Origin of the sequence: Halanaerobium hydrogeniformans, from assembly GCF_000166415.1 — a bacterium.
In the GTDB taxonomy this organism is placed as follows: Bacteria; Bacillota; Halanaerobiia; order Halanaerobiales; family Halanaerobiaceae; genus Halanaerobium; species Halanaerobium hydrogeniformans.
On record NC_014654.1, the window covers coordinates 2,031,839 to 2,050,945 of the forward strand.

At 33.0% G+C, this 19,107-nt stretch carries 15 protein-coding genes; 1 reads left to right on the top strand and 14 read right to left on the bottom strand.

What is annotated here, in order from left to right; all coding sequences use genetic code 11:
* Positions 1–23 precede the first annotated feature (23 nt).
* From HALSA_RS09315 to HALSA_RS09355, 9 genes are all read right to left on the bottom strand, one after another.
* Complete coding sequence (locus HALSA_RS09315; RefSeq protein WP_013406318.1) at positions 24–1,787, bottom strand: CoA-disulfide reductase; 1,764 nt, start codon at positions 1,785–1,787, stop codon at positions 24–26.
* A gap of 47 nt (positions 1,788–1,834) precedes the next feature.
* Positions 1,835–2,170 carry an ArsR/SmtB family transcription factor gene (locus HALSA_RS09320; RefSeq protein ID WP_013406319.1) on the bottom strand — a complete coding sequence of 112 codons (336 nt, stop codon included), beginning with the start codon at positions 2,168–2,170 and terminating at the stop codon, positions 1,835–1,837.
* Between the two features lie 118 nt (positions 2,171–2,288).
* Positions 2,289–2,903, bottom strand: a complete 615-nt coding sequence (locus HALSA_RS09325; protein ID WP_013406320.1) for an NUDIX hydrolase — start codon at positions 2,901–2,903, stop codon at positions 2,289–2,291.
* A gap of 48 nt (positions 2,904–2,951) precedes the next feature.
* A complete protein-coding gene (gatB, locus tag HALSA_RS09330; protein ID WP_013406321.1) occupies positions 2,952–4,397 on the bottom strand; it encodes an Asp-tRNA(Asn)/Glu-tRNA(Gln) amidotransferase subunit GatB in 1,446 nt (481 codons plus the stop codon).
* A 21-nt stretch (positions 4,398–4,418) separates the two neighbouring features.
* Positions 4,419–5,861, bottom strand: a complete 1,443-nt coding sequence (gene gatA, locus HALSA_RS09335) for an Asp-tRNA(Asn)/Glu-tRNA(Gln) amidotransferase subunit GatA (protein ID WP_013406322.1) — start codon at positions 5,859–5,861, stop codon at positions 4,419–4,421.
* Between the two features lie 20 nt (positions 5,862–5,881).
* On the bottom strand, positions 5,882–6,169 hold the full coding sequence (gene gatC, locus HALSA_RS09340; RefSeq protein ID WP_013406323.1) for an Asp-tRNA(Asn)/Glu-tRNA(Gln) amidotransferase subunit GatC: 288 nt from the start codon (positions 6,167–6,169) through the stop codon (positions 5,882–5,884).
* A complete protein-coding gene (gene ligA, locus HALSA_RS09345; RefSeq protein WP_013406324.1) occupies positions 6,170–8,182 on the bottom strand; it encodes an NAD-dependent DNA ligase LigA in 2,013 nt (670 codons plus the stop codon).
* Between the two features lie 12 nt (positions 8,183–8,194).
* The gene (gene pcrA, locus HALSA_RS09350; RefSeq protein ID WP_013406325.1) at positions 8,195–10,342 is read right to left on the bottom strand and encodes a DNA helicase PcrA; all 2,148 of its coding nucleotides are present in this window, start codon (positions 10,340–10,342) and stop codon (positions 8,195–8,197) included.
* Between the two features lie 23 nt (positions 10,343–10,365).
* Entirely contained in the window at positions 10,366–10,827 is a 462-nt protein-coding gene (locus HALSA_RS09355; protein ID WP_013406326.1) for a GIY-YIG nuclease family protein, read from the bottom strand.
* 389 nt (positions 10,828–11,216) lie between these two features.
* Between HALSA_RS09355 and hflX the strand changes: the two genes are divergently transcribed.
* Positions 11,217–12,449, top strand: a complete 1,233-nt coding sequence (hflX, locus tag HALSA_RS09360) for a GTPase HflX (RefSeq protein WP_013406327.1) — start codon at positions 11,217–11,219, stop codon at positions 12,447–12,449.
* Here the strand turns inward: hflX and hslO are convergent.
* From hslO to HALSA_RS09385, 5 genes are all read right to left on the bottom strand, one after another.
* Positions 12,446–13,336 carry an Hsp33 family molecular chaperone HslO gene (gene hslO, locus HALSA_RS09365; RefSeq protein ID WP_013406328.1) on the bottom strand — a complete coding sequence of 297 codons (891 nt, stop codon included), beginning with the start codon at positions 13,334–13,336 and terminating at the stop codon, positions 12,446–12,448. The two genes, hflX and hslO, sit on opposite strands and share 4 nt — an antisense overlap.
* A 109-nt stretch (positions 13,337–13,445) precedes the next feature.
* Positions 13,446–13,730: a hypothetical protein gene (locus tag HALSA_RS09370; RefSeq protein WP_013406329.1), complete on the bottom strand. Its 285-nt coding sequence runs from the start codon at positions 13,728–13,730 to the stop codon at positions 13,446–13,448.
* A 16-nt stretch (positions 13,731–13,746) separates the two neighbouring features.
* The gene (gene recJ, locus HALSA_RS09375; protein ID WP_013406330.1) at positions 13,747–16,050 is read right to left on the bottom strand and encodes a single-stranded-DNA-specific exonuclease RecJ; all 2,304 of its coding nucleotides are present in this window, start codon (positions 16,048–16,050) and stop codon (positions 13,747–13,749) included.
* A gap of 53 nt (positions 16,051–16,103) precedes the next feature.
* Complete coding sequence (locus HALSA_RS09380) at positions 16,104–16,907, bottom strand: PD-(D/E)XK nuclease family protein (protein ID WP_013406331.1); 804 nt, start codon at positions 16,905–16,907, stop codon at positions 16,104–16,106.
* On the bottom strand, positions 16,897–19,107 hold the full coding sequence (locus HALSA_RS09385) for an ATP-dependent helicase (protein WP_013406332.1): 2,211 nt from the start codon (positions 19,105–19,107) through the stop codon (positions 16,897–16,899). The genes HALSA_RS09380 and HALSA_RS09385 overlap by 11 nt, the downstream gene beginning before the upstream one ends.

The following is a 19,107-nucleotide window of genomic DNA, read 5'->3' on the forward strand; positions in this document are numbered from 1 at the left end:
ATAAAATTAACTGAAAACATTTGTTATTTGTTTCTAATATTCTTGATGATTAAATCTGCAATCATTTCTGCATCTTCTGGGGTAAGAAGAGAATTTAATTCTGCTTCTTCTTCTTTTTCAATAACCTCGTTTTTATCATCCATAACTGCCTTATATAATTTATAACCACCACTTAGATTGCGAACTTTATTAAAACCATTTTGCATTAAAATCCTGGCTGCAATATAACCACGTAGTCCAACTGCACAATATGTTATATATTCTTTATCTTTATCAAGTTCATCTAATCTATCTCTTAAAGAATTTAAAGGAATATGAATAGAATTAGGGATTTGACCTAATTCAAGCTCTATATTTTCTCTTATGTCAAGTAAAATAATTTCTTCATTATCAAGCTCATCTAATTCTTGCCAAAATGCTGGCTTAACCAGGCCATTATAAATATTCCCAGCAGCAAAGCCAAGCATATTAACAGGATCTTTTGCTGATCCAAAAGGAGGAGAGTAGGCAAGTTCTAATTCCTGGAGATCAAAAATATTCATCTGATGCCGTATAGCAGTAGAAAGTACATCTATTCTTTTATCTACTCCGGCAAAACCGACAATTTGAGCTCCCAGTATTCTACCATCTTTTTTTTGATAAATTAATTTCAACATCATTGGCAGGGCACCTGGATAATAGCTAGCATGGTTATTAGAAGTAATATGGACTACTTGATAATTAAAGTCATTTTCTTTTAATTTCTTTTCTGCAGCTCCTGTAGAAGCAGGAATAATATCAAATATTTTTGCTATTGATGTTCCCTGGGTACCATTATATTTTTCTTTTCTTCCCGTTATGTTATTGGCGGCTATTCTACCCTGTTTGTTGGCAGGACCAGCCAGTGGAATTCGACTGGGCTCATTAATAACAAAATCTTTAACTTCTATAGCATCACCTATTGCATAGATATTTGGGTCACTTGTCTGGAGATATTGATTAACTTTTATCCCTCCACTAACACCAATATCCAGCCCGGCTTTTTCAGCAAGCTCTGTTTTGGGTTTAACTCCAATTGATAGTATTATTAAATCTGTTTCTATTCTTTTACCACTTTGTAGTAAAGCAAATTTTTTCCCGTTTTCTTTTTCTACCGCTGCGATTCCATCACTTAAATTTAAGTCTACACCTTTAGTTCGCATATGATTATGAACCATTGATACCATTTCTTTATCAAGGGTCCTCATAACCTGATCAGTTAATTCTAATAATGAAACCTTTAATCCTCTTTGGTGAAGATTTTCAAGCATTTCTAGACCAATAAAACCACCACCAACTACTACAGCATGTTTTATCTCATTGTTATCAATATATTCTTTAATCAAATCCATATCTCTAATATTTCTAAGTGTATAAACTTCTTCTATGTCCAGGCCCGGTAATGGTGGTTTGATTGGATCTGCTCCGGGAGATAAAACAAGTTTATCATAACTTTCTGTATATATATTACCAGTTTCTAGATTTTTTATTTTCAGATTTTTTTCTTTTCTATCAATATCTAATGCTTCATGCATAATTCTAACATCAATATTAAAACGTGCTTTCATTGCTTCAGGGGTCTGAACTAAAAGCTCTTCTCTTTTTTCGATTACCTCACCAATATGATAAGGCAAACCACAATTAGCAAAAGAAATATACTCACCTTTTTCGAGCATTATAATCTCAGTATCTTCACTCATTCTTCTTAACCGAGCAGCAGTGCTTGCTCCACCTGCTACACCCCCAACAATAATAACCTTTTTACCCATCTTTTTCTCCCCTTTGTTAAAGTTATTGTTTATTTTGTTATTAGTTTTTATTCTTCTTTTGAGTATTCTAATTCACTTAAAGTTTTAATGATTTTTATTGCTTTATCATTTACAACAAAATAATGTCTTTCAAGGCCATTCCGCTCACTTTTAAGTATACCAGCATCTCTTAATTTAGCTAAGTGCTGAGAAAGTGTAGATTGTGGTATATCCAAACACTGCTGCATCTCAGAAACATTACAACCTTCTTCAGCTAAAAGACCTTTGACAATAGTGAGACGAACAGGATGGGCTAAAGCTTTTAAAAGTTCTGCTTCCTCTTCTAAAACAGCACTATTTTTTTCTATAATTTTAGATGATTTATCACTTGTAAAAAAAGTCATTTTTAATCCTCCTAATCTCCAAGAATATTGTTTTATTTAAATAATACGATATAGTGGATAAATTGTCAAGTTTATTTATGAATTTTTTAACAAGTTTTAAGAGTTTTAATTTTAATATTTACTCATTTTTAATAATATCAATGAAGTTTTTACTCAGTTCTGCAGTAATGCCCCAGATAACTCTGTCTTTGTAACGATAAAAATATATATCATACTCACTTTTTAACTTTTTATGATTTTTCCCTTCAGGTAGTAAGTGGTAGGGGAAATCAGCATCAAATTCACTTTTTAAAAAAGCACCATATTTTTCAGGTTCATTCTCTAAAAAAAATTCGAGTGGTACGGTAAAAACTTCTGCTACCTCATTATTTGTTTTAATTTCAGATAAACTATTTACTTTCAAACAACCAATAAAAGCATAAATTATAAAATCAAAAGGTGTGATTAGATAATCTATCTCACCTAACAATTTTATTTTTTCCTGATCTATCAGTAATTCTTCAGCACATTCTCTAACAGCTGCTTGAGAAAATTCTTCACCTCTTTCTACTTTTCCACCAGGAAAAGATATTTGTCCTGGTTGAGTAGAAAGATCACTTGCTCTAAGTTCATAAATCAGATGTAATTTGTCGTCTATCTCTATGATAGGAATTAAAACTGAATAATAAGATTGAATCCTGGTGGGGCCTGGAATACGATTTTTGATCCTTCTCCGGATTGTTTTAATATTCAAAAAAATCATCCTTTATTAAGAGCCCGCTTTGACACGGGCTCTATTATTTTAATCCATCAATTTATCTCTTAACATCTTATTTACCAGTCCTGGATTTGCTTTTCCTCTAGTTTCTTTCATTATTTGACCAACTAAGAAACCTATTGCTCGATCTTTACCGTTTTTAATATCTTCAACAGCATCAGGATTATCGTCTATGATTTGATCAACTAGACTTTCTAATTTACCCTCATCACTTATCTGTTTTAATCCTTCTTCTTCAACAATTGTTTCTGGATCTTTACCACTTTCATACATTATTTCAAATACTTTTTTGGCAATTTTACCACTTATGACATCTTTATCTATCATTTTAAGCATCTTTGAGAGATTTTCCGGTGTGACTCCAGAATCATAAGGACCTTCATTATTTTCATTTAGCAGCCTTAAAAATTCTCCCATCATCCAGTTACTAATATTTTTAAGATCATCATAATCTTTAAGTACGGTCTCAAAGAATTCTGCCATATCCCTATTACCTGTAATTACACCGGCATCATAGGCAGGTAAAGAGAATTCAGAGATAAAACGTTTATATTTCTCTCTTGGTAGTTCTGGCAATTTATTCTTTATTTCTTTTTTCCAGCTTTGATTTATTTCTAAAGGAAGTAGATCAGGATCAGGGAAATAACGATAATCATGGGCCTCTTCTTTACCACGCATCGAAATAGTTTTATTTAATTCTTCATCCCAGGTTCTTGTTTCCTGGACCACTTTATGTCCTTCTTTTAAAAGTTCTTCCTGTCTTTTCATCTCATACTCTAAACCTTTTTCTACTGCACTAAATGAATTCATATTTTTAAGTTCTGCCTTTGTCCCAAATTCTTTTTGACCTTTAGGTCTTAAAGAAACATTTGCATCACAGCGCAGAGAACCTTCTTCCATATTACAATCAGAAATATCAAGATATTCCAAAATTAATTTTAGTTCACTTAAATAAGCTTTAGCTTGAGCTGGAGTTCGAATATCAGGTTCAGAAACTATTTCAATTAAGGGAACACCAGACCTATTATAGTCAACAAGACTGGCCTCTGATTTATCAATGCTTCCTTCATGAACTAATTTACCAGCATCTTCTTCTAAATGAACCCTAGTAACTCCAATATTGAAAATGCCATTATCTGTTTCTATTTCAATATTACCATTTTCAGCAACCGGTAAATCAAACTGCGAAATCTGATATGCTTTAGCTAAATCTGGATAAAAATAATTTTTACGGTCAAATTTACTGTATTCTGCAATATCACAATTTAAAGCCATTCCTGCCAAAATGGCATAGTCAACTGCTTTTTTATTTAAAACTGGCAAAGAACCTGGTAAACCTAGACATACTGGACAGGTGTTTTTATTCGGTGCTTTACCAAATTCTGTACTGCAGCCGCAAAATATTTTAGATTTTGTTGACAATTGAACATGGACTTCAAGTCCAATAACTGTTTCATATTTAGTGGACATTTTTTCACCTCTCTCAAAAATTTATAATTCTGCTCTTTTATCTTTTATATCAAGAATTTTTTCAAGTGTATATGCTGCCTGAATAATTTTCCCCTCACCAAAATGGGGACCTATTAACTGCAGACCGATTGGCATATTATTACTGTCAAATCCACAAGGAATTGACATTGCAGGAACACCTGCTATATTGATTGGTACTGTAAATATATCTGTATAATACATTTCCAGGGGATCACTTTTTGTCCCCAGTTCTATAGCTGTTGTAGGTGCGGTTGGTGTTACAATCAGATCAAAATCATTGAAGATTCTATCAAAGTCATCTTTGATTAGGGTTCTTACCTTTTGGGCTTTAAGATAATATGCATCATAATAGCCCGAGCTTAAAGCATAGGTACCGATAACTATTCTTCTTTTTACCTCATCTCCAAAGCCCTCAGATCTTGTGTTAAAAAACATTGTTTTTACATCATCAGCTTCTTCACTGCGCAGTCCATATCTAACACCATCATAGCGGGCTAGGTTTGAGCTTGCCTCTGCTGGACCGATAATATAATAGGCGGCCAGAGCATAGGCAGCATCGGTAATATGTACTTTTTCTACTTCTGCCCCTGCTTTTTCTAATTCTTTAACAGCTGCCAGCACACTGTCTTTAACCTCTTGATCAAAATCTAAATTAAAATATTCTTCAGGAATCCCGATTTTCATTCCACTGACATCTTTTTTTAAATATTTTCTATAATCTTCTGCCTTATCTTCAACTGATGTAGAATCTTTTTCATCATAACCGGTAATAACATTTGTCATGATGGCACAATCCTCTACATCTTTTGTAATTGGACCAATTTGATCAAGAGATGAGGCAAAAGCTACCAGACCATAACGTGAAACCATACCATAAGTTAATTTTAAACCTACAACACCACAGTAAGAAGCAGGCTGTCTGATCGAGCCTCCTGTATCAGAGCCCAGAGCAGCTGCACATTCACCGGCAGCAACTGCAGCAGCAGAACCACCACTTGAGCCACCTGGAGCATGATTTAAATTCCAGGGATTATTTGTATTAAAAAAAGCAGAGTTTTCAGTTGAAGAACCCATCGCAAATTCATCCATATTGGTTTTACCTATAATTAATGCCCCAGCATCATCTAATTTATCAATTACTGTAGCATTAAAAGGCGGCTTATAATTTTTCAGCACTTTTGAAGCACAGCTAGTTTTAATAGCCTCGGTTGAAATATTATCTTTAACCGCTATTGGAATCCCTGCCAGCAGTTGTTCCTTTTTTTCTTCATATTTAGCAGCACTTTTTTCTGCTAAATCATCAGTAAGTGTTATATAAGATTTAACTTTATCTTCTACAGCAGCTATTCTATCATCAAAAGCTTTTCTGATTTCAGCTACTGTGGTTTCACCTTTATTTAATTTATCTTTTAATTCGTGAATTGTAAGATCATATAAATTCAATTTAACTACCTCCTATCAAGTTATTCAGACATAATTTTTGGTACTCTAAATTGGCCGTCTTTTTTATCAGGTGCATTTGCAAGTGATTTTTCGCGATCTAATGATTCTTCAACTTCATCTTCACGCATTACATTTTTCATTGGTACAGTATATGCTGTTGGCACAACATCTTCTGTATCAAGCTCATTTAGTTTCTCTACATAATCAAATATTTTAGCAATTTGTTCTGTATAAAGATCTTTTTCTTCTTCACTTAATTTCAAATGAGCTAAGTCAGCAGAATATTCCACATCTTTTTTATCAATCATTTATTTTTCCTCCTTATTTTCTAATAGTTCTTTGAATTCTGATTCTGATAATATTTTTATTCCTAATTCCTGGGCTTTTTGGTACTTTGAGCCCGGGTTATCTCCTATAACTAAATAATCTGTTTTAGAACTAACAGAAGACACGGATCTTCCTCCTGCTTTTTCGACCAGGTCCTTAACCTCTGAACGGGTAAAGTCATTTAATGAGCCGGTAAAAACAAATTTTAATCCCTCAAGAAATTTTTCTTTTTCTTCAGTATTTTCCCGGCTAAGGTTTATACCTGCCTGTCTTAAACGGCTTATTAAATCACGATTTTGTTTTTCTGCAAAAAAATCAATAATACTATCTGCAATAACAGGGCCAATTTCATCAATCTCTTCCAGTTCCTCATTAGAGGCCTCCATCAATTGAGATATAGAACTGTAATTATCACTTAAGGTTCTAGCTGCTCCTAAACCAACATGACGAATTCCCAGGGCATAAATAACCCTAAAAAATTCTCTGTCTTTACTTTGCTTAATAGCATCAATGACATTTTGAGAAGATTTTTCTCCCATCCTCTCTAAATTTTGAAGATGATGTTTTTTAAGAAAATATAAATCTCCATAATCATCAATTAAATCATTTTCTAATAACTGATCAACTAATGCAGGCCCAACACCCTCTATATTCATTGCATCACGAGAAACGAAATGAAGAATTTTTTCTTTGCGCTGAGCAGGACAGCTAATATTTGTACAGCGGGTTACCGCCTCCCCCTCAGGCCGTTTTACTTTAGTACCACAAACCGGACAATGATCAGGCATTTCAAATTCCTTTTCACAACCGTCACGTTTTTCTTTAATAACTTTAACAACTTCTGGAATAACATCTCCTGCCTTTTGTACAAGTACAATATCTCCGATTCGTATATCTTTTCTTTTGATTTCATCCTCATTGTGTAGAGTAGCTCTGCTAACAGTTGAACCAGCTATTTCCACCGGTTCTAAAACTGCAGTAGGAGTTAAAGCTCCTGTTCTTCCTAAAGATATTTCAATGGATTTAACTCTAGTAGTTTTTTGTTGAGCAGGAAATTTATAAGCTATAGCCCAGCGAGGACTTCTTGCAGTAGAGCCAAGTTCTTCTCTTAGATTTAAATTATTTATTTTTACCACAAGCCCATCAATTTCAAAATCAAGACTCTCTCTTTTCTCTTCCCATTCCTGACAAATTTCAATCACTTTTCCGATATCATCTGCTTTTTTATGCCAGTTAACATTAAAACCCTGTTCCTCTAAATAAGCAAATACTTCAAGATGGGTTTCAAACTCTCTATTTGAATGAGATATCAAATCATAAATTAAAATTGATAAACGTCTCGAAGCAGCAATCTTACTATCAAGCTGTCGAACAGAACCTGCTGCTGCATTACGAGGATTAGCGAAAGGTTTTTTTTCATTTTCTAATCTTTTTTCATTAATTCTCTCAAATTCACTTTTGCTTAAATAAATTTCACCCCTTAATTCAAGTTCTGCTTTATCTTCAATTTTAAGTGGTAAGGAGCGGATTGTTTTCATGTTTTCAGTAATATTTTCTCCAACTTCTCCATTACCTCTAGTAGCTCCTAACTGAAAGCTTCCTCCTTGATATCTTATTACAGCAGAGAGGCCATCAATTTTATGTTCTACAATATATTGATAATCTCTTTCAGTTGTATTTTTTTTAACCCGTTGGTCAAAACCTCTTAATTCCTCAGCATTAAATGAATTATCTAGACTCAGCATTTCAGTTGAATGTTCAACTTTTTCAAACTCATCTAAAACTTCTCCACCAACTCTCTGAGTTGGAGAATCAGCTGTTACTAATTCTGGGAATTGGCTTTCTAATTTCAATAAATCCTGCATCAATTTATCAAATTCTGCATCAGATATTTGAGGATCATCTAAAACAAAATATCTATATTCTGCTTTTCTGATTTTTTCTCTTAAAGCTTTTATTTTCTTTTTAGCCTTTTCTTTATTTAAATTATTCACCTTTTCACCTACCTAAACCTTCTGAATTGGAGCAAATTCTGCCAAAAGTGTTCTTGTTTTTCCTTGTTGAAAAGAAATTTTAAGCTCTGTATTTTCCTTGCCTCTAATAGAGAGTATAATTCCAATTCCCCAACGAGGATGAACGATTTTTTGGCCGATCACATATTCTGTAGCTGAGTTGTTATCATTAACCAATTTTGCTTCTTTTGCAATGTCAGTTTTTTCTTTTTTGGGATCAATCAGTAATTCTTCTGGAATTTCTTCAAGAAATTGAGATGGTGGATTTATCTGTCTTTCTCCAAAACGAAGCCTTATTTTAGCTCTACTTAAAAATAATCTATCCATAGCCCTTGTCATACCAACATAGCAGAGCCTTCTTTCTTCTTCTATCCCATCTCTTTCATAAAGCGAATTGGCATGAGGGAAAATCCCCTCTTCTAAACCTACCAAAAATATGACTGGAAATTCAAGTCCTTTTGCAGAATGGATAGTCATCAAAGTAACTGCAGATTGTTCTTCTTCCAGAGTATCTATATCTGACATTAAGGTTACTTCTTCTAAAAATCCGGCCAGCGTATTTTCGTTACTATTTTTCATGTAATCATTTATAACGGAAAAAAGTTCTTCAATATTTTCTAACCTTGTTTCTGCCTTATTAGTTTTCTCTTCTTCAAGATCTTTTCTATAACCACTCTTTTCAAGTAATGTTTCAGTTAATCTGGCTAAAGCAATTTCATCTTTCTGTTCTCTAAGTTCCTCAATTATTTTTGTAAAAGCTAATACACGTTTTTGATAGCTGCTACTTAAATCAGGATTGCTTTTGGACTGAAGTGCTGCCTGATATAAGCTTATTGATTCGGTTTCTGCATATTGCTGAATTTTAGCCAGTGTACCTGCTCCAATTCCTCTTTTTGGCCGATTTGTTATCCTTAAAAAACTAATATCGTCAGCAGGGTTATAAATTAAGCGCAGATATGCCATAATATCTTTTATTTCCAATCTTTCGTAAAATCTTACCCCTCCAGTAATTTGATAAGGAATCCCATATTTCATCAACATATCTTCAAAAGCACGAGACTGAGAATTAGTTCTATACAATACAGCCATATCATCATAACTATAATCTTTAGATTTCTTTAATTCTTTAGCCATTCTGCAGAAAAAATCAGCCTCATCTTTCTCACTTTCAGCTTCATATAATTCAATTTCAGGGCCAGATTCTTTTTCTGTCCAAAGGCTTTTTTCTTTGCGGGAACTGTTATTTTTAATCACAGCTTGTGCTGCTTTTAAAATATTTGCTTTTGAACGATAATTTTGTTCAAGTTTAATTATTTTAGCATCTGGATAATCATCTTCAAAATTAAGGATATTTCTAATATCTGCTCCTCTAAAACCATAAATACCCTGATCAGGATCACCAACAACACAAACATTGCGATAACGCTCAGCAAGTAAATTTACCAGCTCATATTGGGCATGGTTAATATCCTGATATTCATCTACCAAAATATATTTAAAGCGTTCCTGATAATGCTCTAAAACCTTCGGATATTTTTTGAAAAGCTTAACTGTTAGCTGGATTAAATCATCAAAATCAACTGCATTATTTGCCTTTAATTGTTTTTGGTATTTCTCATAAAGATCTGCAATATTTTTTGCATAAAAACTGCCGGCAGAATTTCTGAATTGCTCAGGACTTTTCAACTCGTTTTTTGCATTACTAATTTTATTCAAAACTGAAGAGGGCTTTGTTTTTTTAGGATCAATGTTTTCTTCTTTAAGAATTTTTTTGATTAATTTGCGCTGATCTATGCTGTCAAAAATTACAAAATTGCTTTGATAACCTAATTTTTCTGCTTCTCTCCTTAGAATTCTTACACAAAAAGAATGAAAAGTACTAATTAAAAGGCTTTTATCAACCCCATCTACCATTTTTGCTACCCTGTTTTTCATTTCTTCAGCAGCTTTATTGGTAAAGGTAACTGCCAGAATATTATATGGAGATACTCCTCTTTGCTTAATTAAATATGCTATTCTCCTTGTTAAAACCCTTGTTTTTCCACTACCTGCACCAGCCAGTAAAAGCAGGGGACCTTTATCATGTTGAACTGCTTTTTTTTGTTCTTTATTTAAATCTTTTATTATATCACTATCTTCCACACATTAAACCTCCTCTTTAAATTCTAACCCTTTAAAAAATTACTAAATTCGCTATTTAAATCTCTATTATCTAGTATTTTATCAATTATATCTTCACCTTTTTTAAAGTCAAAATAAAGTAAATGACTATTACAACTACAGTCACTTGCCCCAAAGGAGCTGACAATAGTTTTTGCTCCAGCTGATCTTAAAATTTCTGCCAAAAAACATTCTCCCTGCCTGGTAAAATTAAAAACATAATCAGTTTCTAATACAGATTTTTTTAACAAATAATCTATATGCCAGTGTAATTTTTTCTTTTGACTATAATGTCTTTTGAGCCTTGATAGAAGATTTCTCTGAGCAGTACCTGCATAAAAATAATAACCTGCAGGAAATATCTTTTCTCCTAGTGCACCAACAGTAATTTTAATCTTTTTTTTGACTTTTATTTTGAGCAAATAAACTCCGCTTTCTGGATATTTTTTCTGCTTAGCCTTTTCCATCTTAACCTCCAGCTTAAAGATTTGATCTTTTTGAGTTATTTAAAATAAAAATCTAGATTTTTCAAAAAATAAAACATGATTTTCTGTTATTAAAAAAACACCTAAAAATATATTTCCCGAAAAGTTATTAAAACCCTTCTATTTAATAGAAAAATGCCGGTAACCCGGCAAATCAATTATAATACATTTAACAGCTTTTATCAATTATTAAAAGCTTAACTTCATTATTTTTTATCGAGCCTTTAGAAGGATATTCAACTATTTTAAAAAAATATTTCTTCACAGCATTTTAGAAACTTTAAAAAAATGTTATAATGTAGTTAAGCGAATGCTAAAACAAGGAGGTAATATTTATTAATAATAATTTTGAGCTTAGCCAGGATAATAAAATGTATAAAGTTGATCAACTCAAAGAAAAGGCTCTGCTTGTTGGTGTTGATGAGAGTGATTTAGAAGAATTAAAATTACTTGTAGACACTGCAGGTGCAAAAGCAAAATTAACTATGACCTATCATGACCGTAAAATTGATCCAGCTTTTTATGTTGGCAAAGGCAAAGTAAATGAAATTAAAAATACAGCTGAAAGTACTGATATAAATTTGATTGTATTTGACAATGAACTTTCACCGGTTCAACAGCGTAACCTTGAAGATTATATTGGAATAAAAGTTATTGACCGTTCTCAGGTAATACTGGATATTTTTGCTAGACATGCCCATAGCAAAGAAAGCAAAATCCAAGTGGAGCTAGCCCAATTAGAATATCGTCTGCCAAGATTGAGAGGACGAGGGATAGAAATGTCTCGTCTGGCTGGTGGTATAGGAACCAGAGGTCCTGGTGAAAGTAAGCTTGAGGTTGATAGAAGAAGGATTGAAAAAAAGATTCACCGCCTCAAAGAAAAATTAAAAGATATAAAATCAAGCCGTGATGTACAGCGAAGTCAGCGAAAAGACCCTCTTGCTGCCCTGGTTGGCTATACAAATGCCGGTAAATCAACCATAATGAATTTGCTTTCTGGTGCAAACAGTCATGTTGCAGATCAACTATTTGCTACTCTTGATTCTACAATGAGACAGCTAGAACTGCCTGTAGGAAGAACAATAATATTAAGTGATACTGTAGGCTTTATCAGTAAATTACCCCACCAATTGTTTGCTTCTTTTAGAACCACTTTAGAAGAAATAGAAAATGCTGATATAATTCTTCATGTTATTGATAGCTCAGATCCTAAAATGGAAAAAAATATTAAAGTTGTTGAGGAAGAATTAGAAAATTTAAATTCTAGCAAAAGCAAAAGAATAAAAATCTTTAATAAAATTGACTTATTAAAGCAATCAGAAATTAATGATCTAAAATTAATTTATCCAGATGCAATTTTTATTTCGGCTTTAAAAGGCATCGGTAAAGATAAATTATTAGCTAAATTAAATCAAATAATCAGACAAAATATGGTGGAAATCGAGCTTGATTTGCCCTATTCTAAAGGTAAGTGGATAGAAAAAATCCACAATAATGGTCAGGTAATTAAAGAGGAATACCAAAAAAACAATATTTATCTTAAAGCTTTAATTTCTGAAGAAACAGCTTCAAGACTGGAAAGATACAGCAGAGAGCATAGTTAATGCTCTTCTGCTTTATCTATTTCTGATAATAACTTTTCGATTTCATTTTTTGTAAATACATATGTCTCACCACAAAAATGACATTTTATCTCTATCTGTTCTTCTTTCTCTAAAGTTTCTTTAATATCTTCTTTCCCTAATCCTGCAATAAGTTCATAACTTCTAGCCCTGCTGCATTTGCATTTGAACTGGACTTCCTTTCTGGCCATGACTCTGTAATCTAGATCACCCAATAAACTATCTAGAATTTCTTCTGGGCTAAAGCCCTGATCAATTAAACTACTGATAGATTTTAATTCCGCCAGATTCTTTTCTAATAATTTTATCGTTTCTTCTGAAGCTTCGGGTAACAGTTGAATTAAAAATCCGCCAGCTGCCTTAACACTTAGATCTTTATCCACCATAACTCCCAGGCCAACTGCTGAAGGAATCTGTTCTGAAGCAGTAAAATAATAAGTTAAATCCTCTCCGATCTCTCCAGAAACCAGAGGAACACTCCCTGTATATGGTTCTTTCATATCCATAATTTTTGTTAAAGAGAGCTCTCCTGCTCCCACAGCCTTAGCAACATCAAGTTTACCCTCTTCAGTGGTATTAAATTCCAGCTGGGGATTAGCGATATAACCTCTTACTTCTCCTTTTTGATTTGCTTCTGCTATTATTTTTTTAGCAGGACCAGTACCATCAATTTTAAGCACAATCTCTTCACCTGATTTTACAAGGGATGCAGTCAAAAGAGCTCCATTTAATACTCTTCCCAGGGCTGCAGTAGCCACTGGTGTTGTCTTATGCCTTTTTTGTGCTTCTGCTACTAAATTTGTAGATCTAAGAGCTAAAGCACGAAGTTCTTTATTAGTAGTAATTGCTCTAATTAAATAATCTTCCATTTCTTGATACCTCCATCTTTAAATCAAAATTAATTGTCCAAGAAAATCCCCATCTATTAAACAGATGGGAATAATCAGAATATTTTATAGTTAAAAGATTCCTCTATACTTAGTTTAAATTAAAGAAGTTATTAAATATGCCTAAATATGAATTTTTTGAGTCAGATGTCTCCACAGTAAAAATACTAAAAAACAGATAATCACTTTCATCAGTTCGCATCTCTAACATTGGTCTGGAAAGAGCACCTTCAAAAATTCTCTGCAATTCTGATTCAGCCTCAGAAGCAATTTCATCTACACTCCAGTCAATAAACTGACTCCTAGATGGGTTTGTTGCTGCAGCTATTAATAAGACGATCAATACAATCACAATAATAACTAAAATTTTCTTCATTGTTTAACCCTCCTAATTATTTATTCAAGTTATTTAGGACTTGTTCAATATCACTAATAGACTTGTTTAAAATAAACCTTCTAAAAGCCGAGCTTTCTTCCAGTAAATTATGCAGTTGTTTTGCTCTCAAATTGCTCAATCCCTTATCTTCTATTCCCCCTTTAGAAATAAGTATTTCATCATAGCTTATATATTCATAGTTTAACATTGCTCTTGCAGCTAAATACTGAATCCCTCTTTTAATGGTTATTTCTTTTTCACTTAAAGTCACTGCAGCTCTTCTAAGATTAAAAATTCCATTTTCATGATTAAGATTATATTTTATCAAAGCCATCAGCATTTTGATGAATTTTTTAAAGCTTTTATCAGCTGGATGAAGATCCGTAATAAAAATTTCTTCTGCTTCAGTTAAAATAATCATTTCTTTAATTATCTCAACTGAAGGTGGAATAGTTAAGAAAACAAGTCTTTTCGCTTTTTTTTGATACTCTCTATTTACTACTGGGTAAAGCGAAAACTCTTCTTTGCTTTCTAAAAAATATGAGGTGTTTTCTAGTCCCGCCTTTAAATCTGCTGCTGACTTATTTTTATAATTGACTATTTTTATAAAACTTGAAGTTTTCTGAGAAGCTTTATCTATATCTACTGGATCTTTTTGCTTATCTAATGGGCTTAGTGCTTTGATTTCTAACTCTAAACTCCTATTCCCCTGATAAATGTTCTCGCTTAATTTAAAAGCCAATTTCTGTTTTTGATGGATTTTTATATCTTTTGCCCACCACCAAAGAGCAGTTATTTTATCTTTACCATCAGAAACAACCATTTTTTTATGTCTACCATTGGAGAGCTCCCTACTATTTAATATCTCAACTTCTGTGTAAAAAACAGGTTCAGGATTTGCTTCCCCGAACGGAGCAAATAATCTTAATTTTTGATAAAACTCATGGTTCAGCTCAGCTAATTCTACTTCCAGGTCTGTTGTAATAACTAGGTTTTGCTCTAAGCTTTTTAGTTCTTGATTAATTAATCTTTTTAACCGCAATCTGAATTTTTCCAATCTATCTTTTTTTAATGAAAAACCTGCTGCTGCAGCATGACCACCATGTTTTTCGAGAAGAGAAGAACATTTAGAAATCAAATTATTAATATTTATTCCTTCAATAGATCGAGCAGAAGCAGTTATTAGATCTTTATCCGGATTATAGGTCATCAACACAACCGGAATTTGATAATTTTCTGCAATTCTACCTGCTGCAATACCTATAACACCTTGATGCCAGCTCTTATTATAGAGAATAAGTGCTTTTCTTTGCTCACTATCAATAGCTTTTTCAGCTTCCAGGAAAATTTCCTGGCTAATTTTTTTTCTCTGTTGATTTATATCTTTTAATTGAGCAGCAAGTGAAAAAGCCTGGGTTTTATCTTCTGCCAGAAGCAATTTTAAGGCTTTTTCAGCATTATCAATCCGTCCAGCAGAATTTAAAATTGGAGCAATTTGAAAACCAAGTACTTTTTCATTGATCTCATGAGCATTAATATTTAATTCATTATAGAGAGCTTTTAAACCAGGTCTTTGGCTCTGCTGCAGTTTTGTTAAAGCAGTTTTAAATAAATATCTGTTTTCACCAATTAAAGGAACTACATCTGCTATAATAGCCAGCAAAAGTAAATCCAAAAAATCTTTTTCTTCCCCGGCCCGTTCAATTTTTTTATAGATAGCTTTGACCAGAAAAAATGCCATTCCAGCTCCAGGCAGCCAATATCCCTGGTGATTTTCAGCTAATAATCTGGGAGAAAGAATATAATCTGCAGGTGGTAATTTTTCTGGAAGATCATGATGATCTGTCACAACAAAGGCCATCCCCATTTTTTTAGCAAATTTTACTTCTTCATAGTTACTAATCCCACAATCACAACTAATAACTAAATCAATACTTTCTGAATATGATTTCAAAACATCTTTATTCAAACCATAACCTTCTTTAAAACGATCTGGAATATGATATACAATATTATCACTCAGCCTTTGCAAAGCTCCCATTAAAATCGCGGTAGAGCTTATACCATCAACATCATAGTCACCATAGATTAAAATATTTTTATTATTTTTAATATAAGATAAAATAAAGTCTACTGCTTCCATAATTTGAGGGAAAGCCTCTAAATTAAGCTCTTCATAATTGTCTAACTCAAGAAACTTCTTTAGTTCATTTTTATTATTTAAACCTCGTGCAGCAGCTAAAGCAGCTAGTTTTTCATCCTGAAAATAATCAATTAATTCGGCTTTTAGATCAGCTTCCTTTGGTTTCTTTATCTGCATTATCCCACCCCAGAATACTAATATTTCTGATCTTTTTTAGAGTTAAAAGCAATTTACAAAAACTCCATTTCTTCAACCGCTTCCCAATCAAGATCAAGGTTTAAGTCTTCTTCAATTAATTCTTTCCCCTCTGCTTTTTTACCTCTGCAAATTGGCCTGTATTCACAAAAGCGGCAGAGATTTAAGTTATCAGTAAGATCAAAATTTTCTTGCCCTAAAATTTCTTCGATCAAGGCCTCGAAAAAATCGCGATCCTTTTTATGATCTTTTTTATTGTAATTAATTTTAATTTCTTCCTTAGGATAACGTGGATTCCAATAAAGCAGTTTCGGCATTCCCTCTAACTGATAAGCATCAGCAAAATATTTGTAAGCTGCTTCAACCATCAGATATAAATAAAAGCGGCTCTGAATTGAGTTTACTAAATCTTTTTGATATAAACTTTTATGATCTGTTTTCCAGTCATAAATAGTTATGCTCTTATCTTCAGAATTATATTCTAAAAGGTCATACTTAGCAAGAAATTTAAGTTTATTATTTCGAAAACGTATTTCCTGTTCAGCAGCAATAATATTTTTAGTCAGAGGACAATAATTTTTAAGCCGGCTGAACCATGCCTGGAGCTGATTATTTTCTTTTAAAACAGTACTGGCAATACTCTTATTATAATATCTTTCTGCAAGCAGATGAAATTTTCTACCGCGATCAATATCTTCTTTAAATTCCTCTTTCATTCCCCATTCAGAGGGCCAGTAGAGACCATCAAGATAACGATATTTAAATTTTCTTCGGCATTTGTTAAAAATTTCCAGAGCAGATTGGGAAAAATATAGATCTGATAGACTATTATTTGCCATTTCGGTCTGACCCTCCTTTTTGTTTCTCGTTTATGAAATCTTTGAGATCACTAAAAACATAAGCAGGAGATTTATCCCAACTGCCCCTTTTCTTATGACTGCTCAAAAACAGATTTTCTTTTGCCCTGGTAATCGCCACATATAGCAGCCTGATTCTCTCTGCAATTAATTGTTGTCTGGCTTTTTTATCAGCATTTTTTTCTTTTTTGTCATTTATTAAATATTCTAATTCTGCTCTAGCAGCTGCCTTAGGATTTTTTATTTCTTCACTTAAATAAAATTTTTCTCCCATGAAATAATCATCATCACTATGCTGAAATTGATCAGATGTTAAACCACCTATAAATACTGTATCCCATTCCATACCCTTTGCTTTATGCATAGTTGATAGGCTTACCTTATCGGGAGCTGTTTCAAAACCTTCCATTTCCGTTAAAGTTTCAGCAAACTGTTTTAATCTATCCCTTATTTCTGGAAGTTCTGCAGTGAGTTGATCAAGTCTCCAGGCTGGATTCTCTTTTAAAAGACGCCCAAATTCTAGAGAAAGATTTTGAGCTAAAGCAAGTTTTTTACCACTTAGTTCTATTCGTTCTGCTAAAAATAATACAAGTTCATCTGGTGGAATCTCCATTGAGGCCTCCAACCACCCCTGTAATTTTGTTACTGCCTTAAAAATTTCATTAAACCCTTCTTTTTTCCTTAATGTAATATTAAAGATATCTCTGCTTAAACCTGCTGTGGGGAAAATAATTTCTGCTACTTCTTTTTCTTCTAACAGCTCTTCTAACAGCTGCCTGGCTTGTTGATCATCTTCTAAAAACACCTCATTCAAAAGCAATTTTAAATTATTGGCAGAATTAGGTGAAGTTAAAAATTTTAAAATAACTTCAATTTCCGTTAAAAAAACATTAGAAGCAGTACTGCCAGCAAGTTGATATTCTCCGCCTAACTTGTTTATTTCAGCTCCTATTTCTTCCAATTGTCTGCCAATTGGCATCAACACCGCAGTAGTTTTATTCGAATTTTCCTGTGATTTACGAAATGCCTGTCTGGCTAAAAACTTTTTTTCTTCCTTCCAATTTTTAAATGAACGAATACCAATTCGATATCCCTCCGGCTCAGGATTAGAAACAGGATCATCTTCTAATACAGGCTCTATATATTTTTTTTCTAAAGCATCTAAATTTCTATTTTCAAATTCACTTTGACTCCAATCCACCAAAAAATTTGCTAAATCAATAATATCCTGGCTGCTTCTACTGGAAACTGACATTGTTTGGACTTTAACTTCATCTGAACGGCAATAATTACGAAAAATTTCAGGGTCAGAAAGGGTAAAGCTTCCTGTAATTGCTTGATTACTATCTCCAACCCTTAACAAATTTTTATTTTCTCCGGCCAATAAATAAAGCATCTCTTCCTGAGCCTGATTTGAATCCTGAGCTTCATCTTCAAAAACATAAGAATATTGAGCTGAAATTCTTTCTGCAAAATCAGGATCTTTTTTAAGTAGTTTTAGACTGTGTTGAACTAAATCATCAAAATCTAACAGACCGGACTGGGCCAGTTTAAATTGATATTCAGCATATATATCAGCTGCCGGAGTTAAAATATTTCTCTTTCTTAAATTCGAATATCTAATCATTTCTCTTAACTCATCAGCTTCTAGAAGTTTAAGTTTAAAATAAGATATCATCGAGGAAACATATGCAGGAAAATCTTCATCCTTCCACCTTTTGGAATATTTTTTAAAGTGATAGCTGTTTTTTTCAAGATTAAAATAATCCAGCAAAAGATCATTGTTTTCTGCAGCCCATTTGCTCGATAACTGTTTTATCCAGCGAAAACGCCTGCCTGACTCTATTAACTCAAAATCCTGGTTGATAAGCCTTGCTTCAGGTTTTTCCTTAATAATTTCTAAAGCAAGTGAATGCAATGTTTTAACACTATAACCCCTACTTCTGGGCAGACCTTTTGCTGCCAGACAATTACCAATCATTTTTCTAAAATTAGCTACTGCTGAATTCATATAGGTTACAATCAATATTTTTTGTCCACTGTTAAGTTCTTCAGTTATTAAATCAGCTGCTAAATGAGCCAAAACCGTTGTTTTACCTGCACCTGGTACTGCTGGTACTGCAAGCTGTCCCCCGCGGTATTCTAATACTTCTTTTTGACCTGGTCTTGCTTTGAAATCCAT

Bases quoted from the DNA above. Each gene is read 5' to 3' on its own strand.
- HALSA_RS09385 (WP_013406332.1), bottom strand. From the start codon at position 19,107: ATGGATTTCAAAGCAAGACCAGGTCAAAAAGAAGTATTAGAATACCGC.
- recJ (WP_013406330.1), bottom strand. From the start codon at position 16,050: ATGCAGATAAAGAAACCAAAGGAAGCTGATCTAAAAGCCGAATTAATT.
- hflX (WP_013406327.1), top strand. From the start codon at position 11,217: ATGTATAAAGTTGATCAACTCAAAGAAAAGGCTCTGCTTGTTGGTGTT.
- HALSA_RS09315 (WP_013406318.1), bottom strand. From the start codon at position 1,787: ATGGGTAAAAAGGTTATTATTGTTGGGGGTGTAGCAGGTGGAGCAAGC.
- gatC (WP_013406323.1), bottom strand. From the start codon at position 6,169: ATGATTGATAAAAAAGATGTGGAATATTCTGCTGACTTAGCTCATTTG.
- gatB (WP_013406321.1), bottom strand. From the start codon at position 4,397: ATGTCCACTAAATATGAAACAGTTATTGGACTTGAAGTCCATGTTCAA.
- HALSA_RS09370 (WP_013406329.1), bottom strand. From the start codon at position 13,730: ATGAAGAAAATTTTAGTTATTATTGTGATTGTATTGATCGTCTTATTA.
- HALSA_RS09355 (WP_013406326.1), bottom strand. From the start codon at position 10,827: ATGGAAAAGGCTAAGCAGAAAAAATATCCAGAAAGCGGAGTTTATTTG.
- HALSA_RS09380 (WP_013406331.1), bottom strand. From the start codon at position 16,907: ATGGCAAATAATAGTCTATCAGATCTATATTTTTCCCAATCTGCTCTG.
- HALSA_RS09320 (WP_013406319.1), bottom strand. From the start codon at position 2,170: ATGACTTTTTTTACAAGTGATAAATCATCTAAAATTATAGAAAAAAAT.
- hslO (WP_013406328.1), bottom strand. From the start codon at position 13,336: ATGGAAGATTATTTAATTAGAGCAATTACTACTAATAAAGAACTTCGT.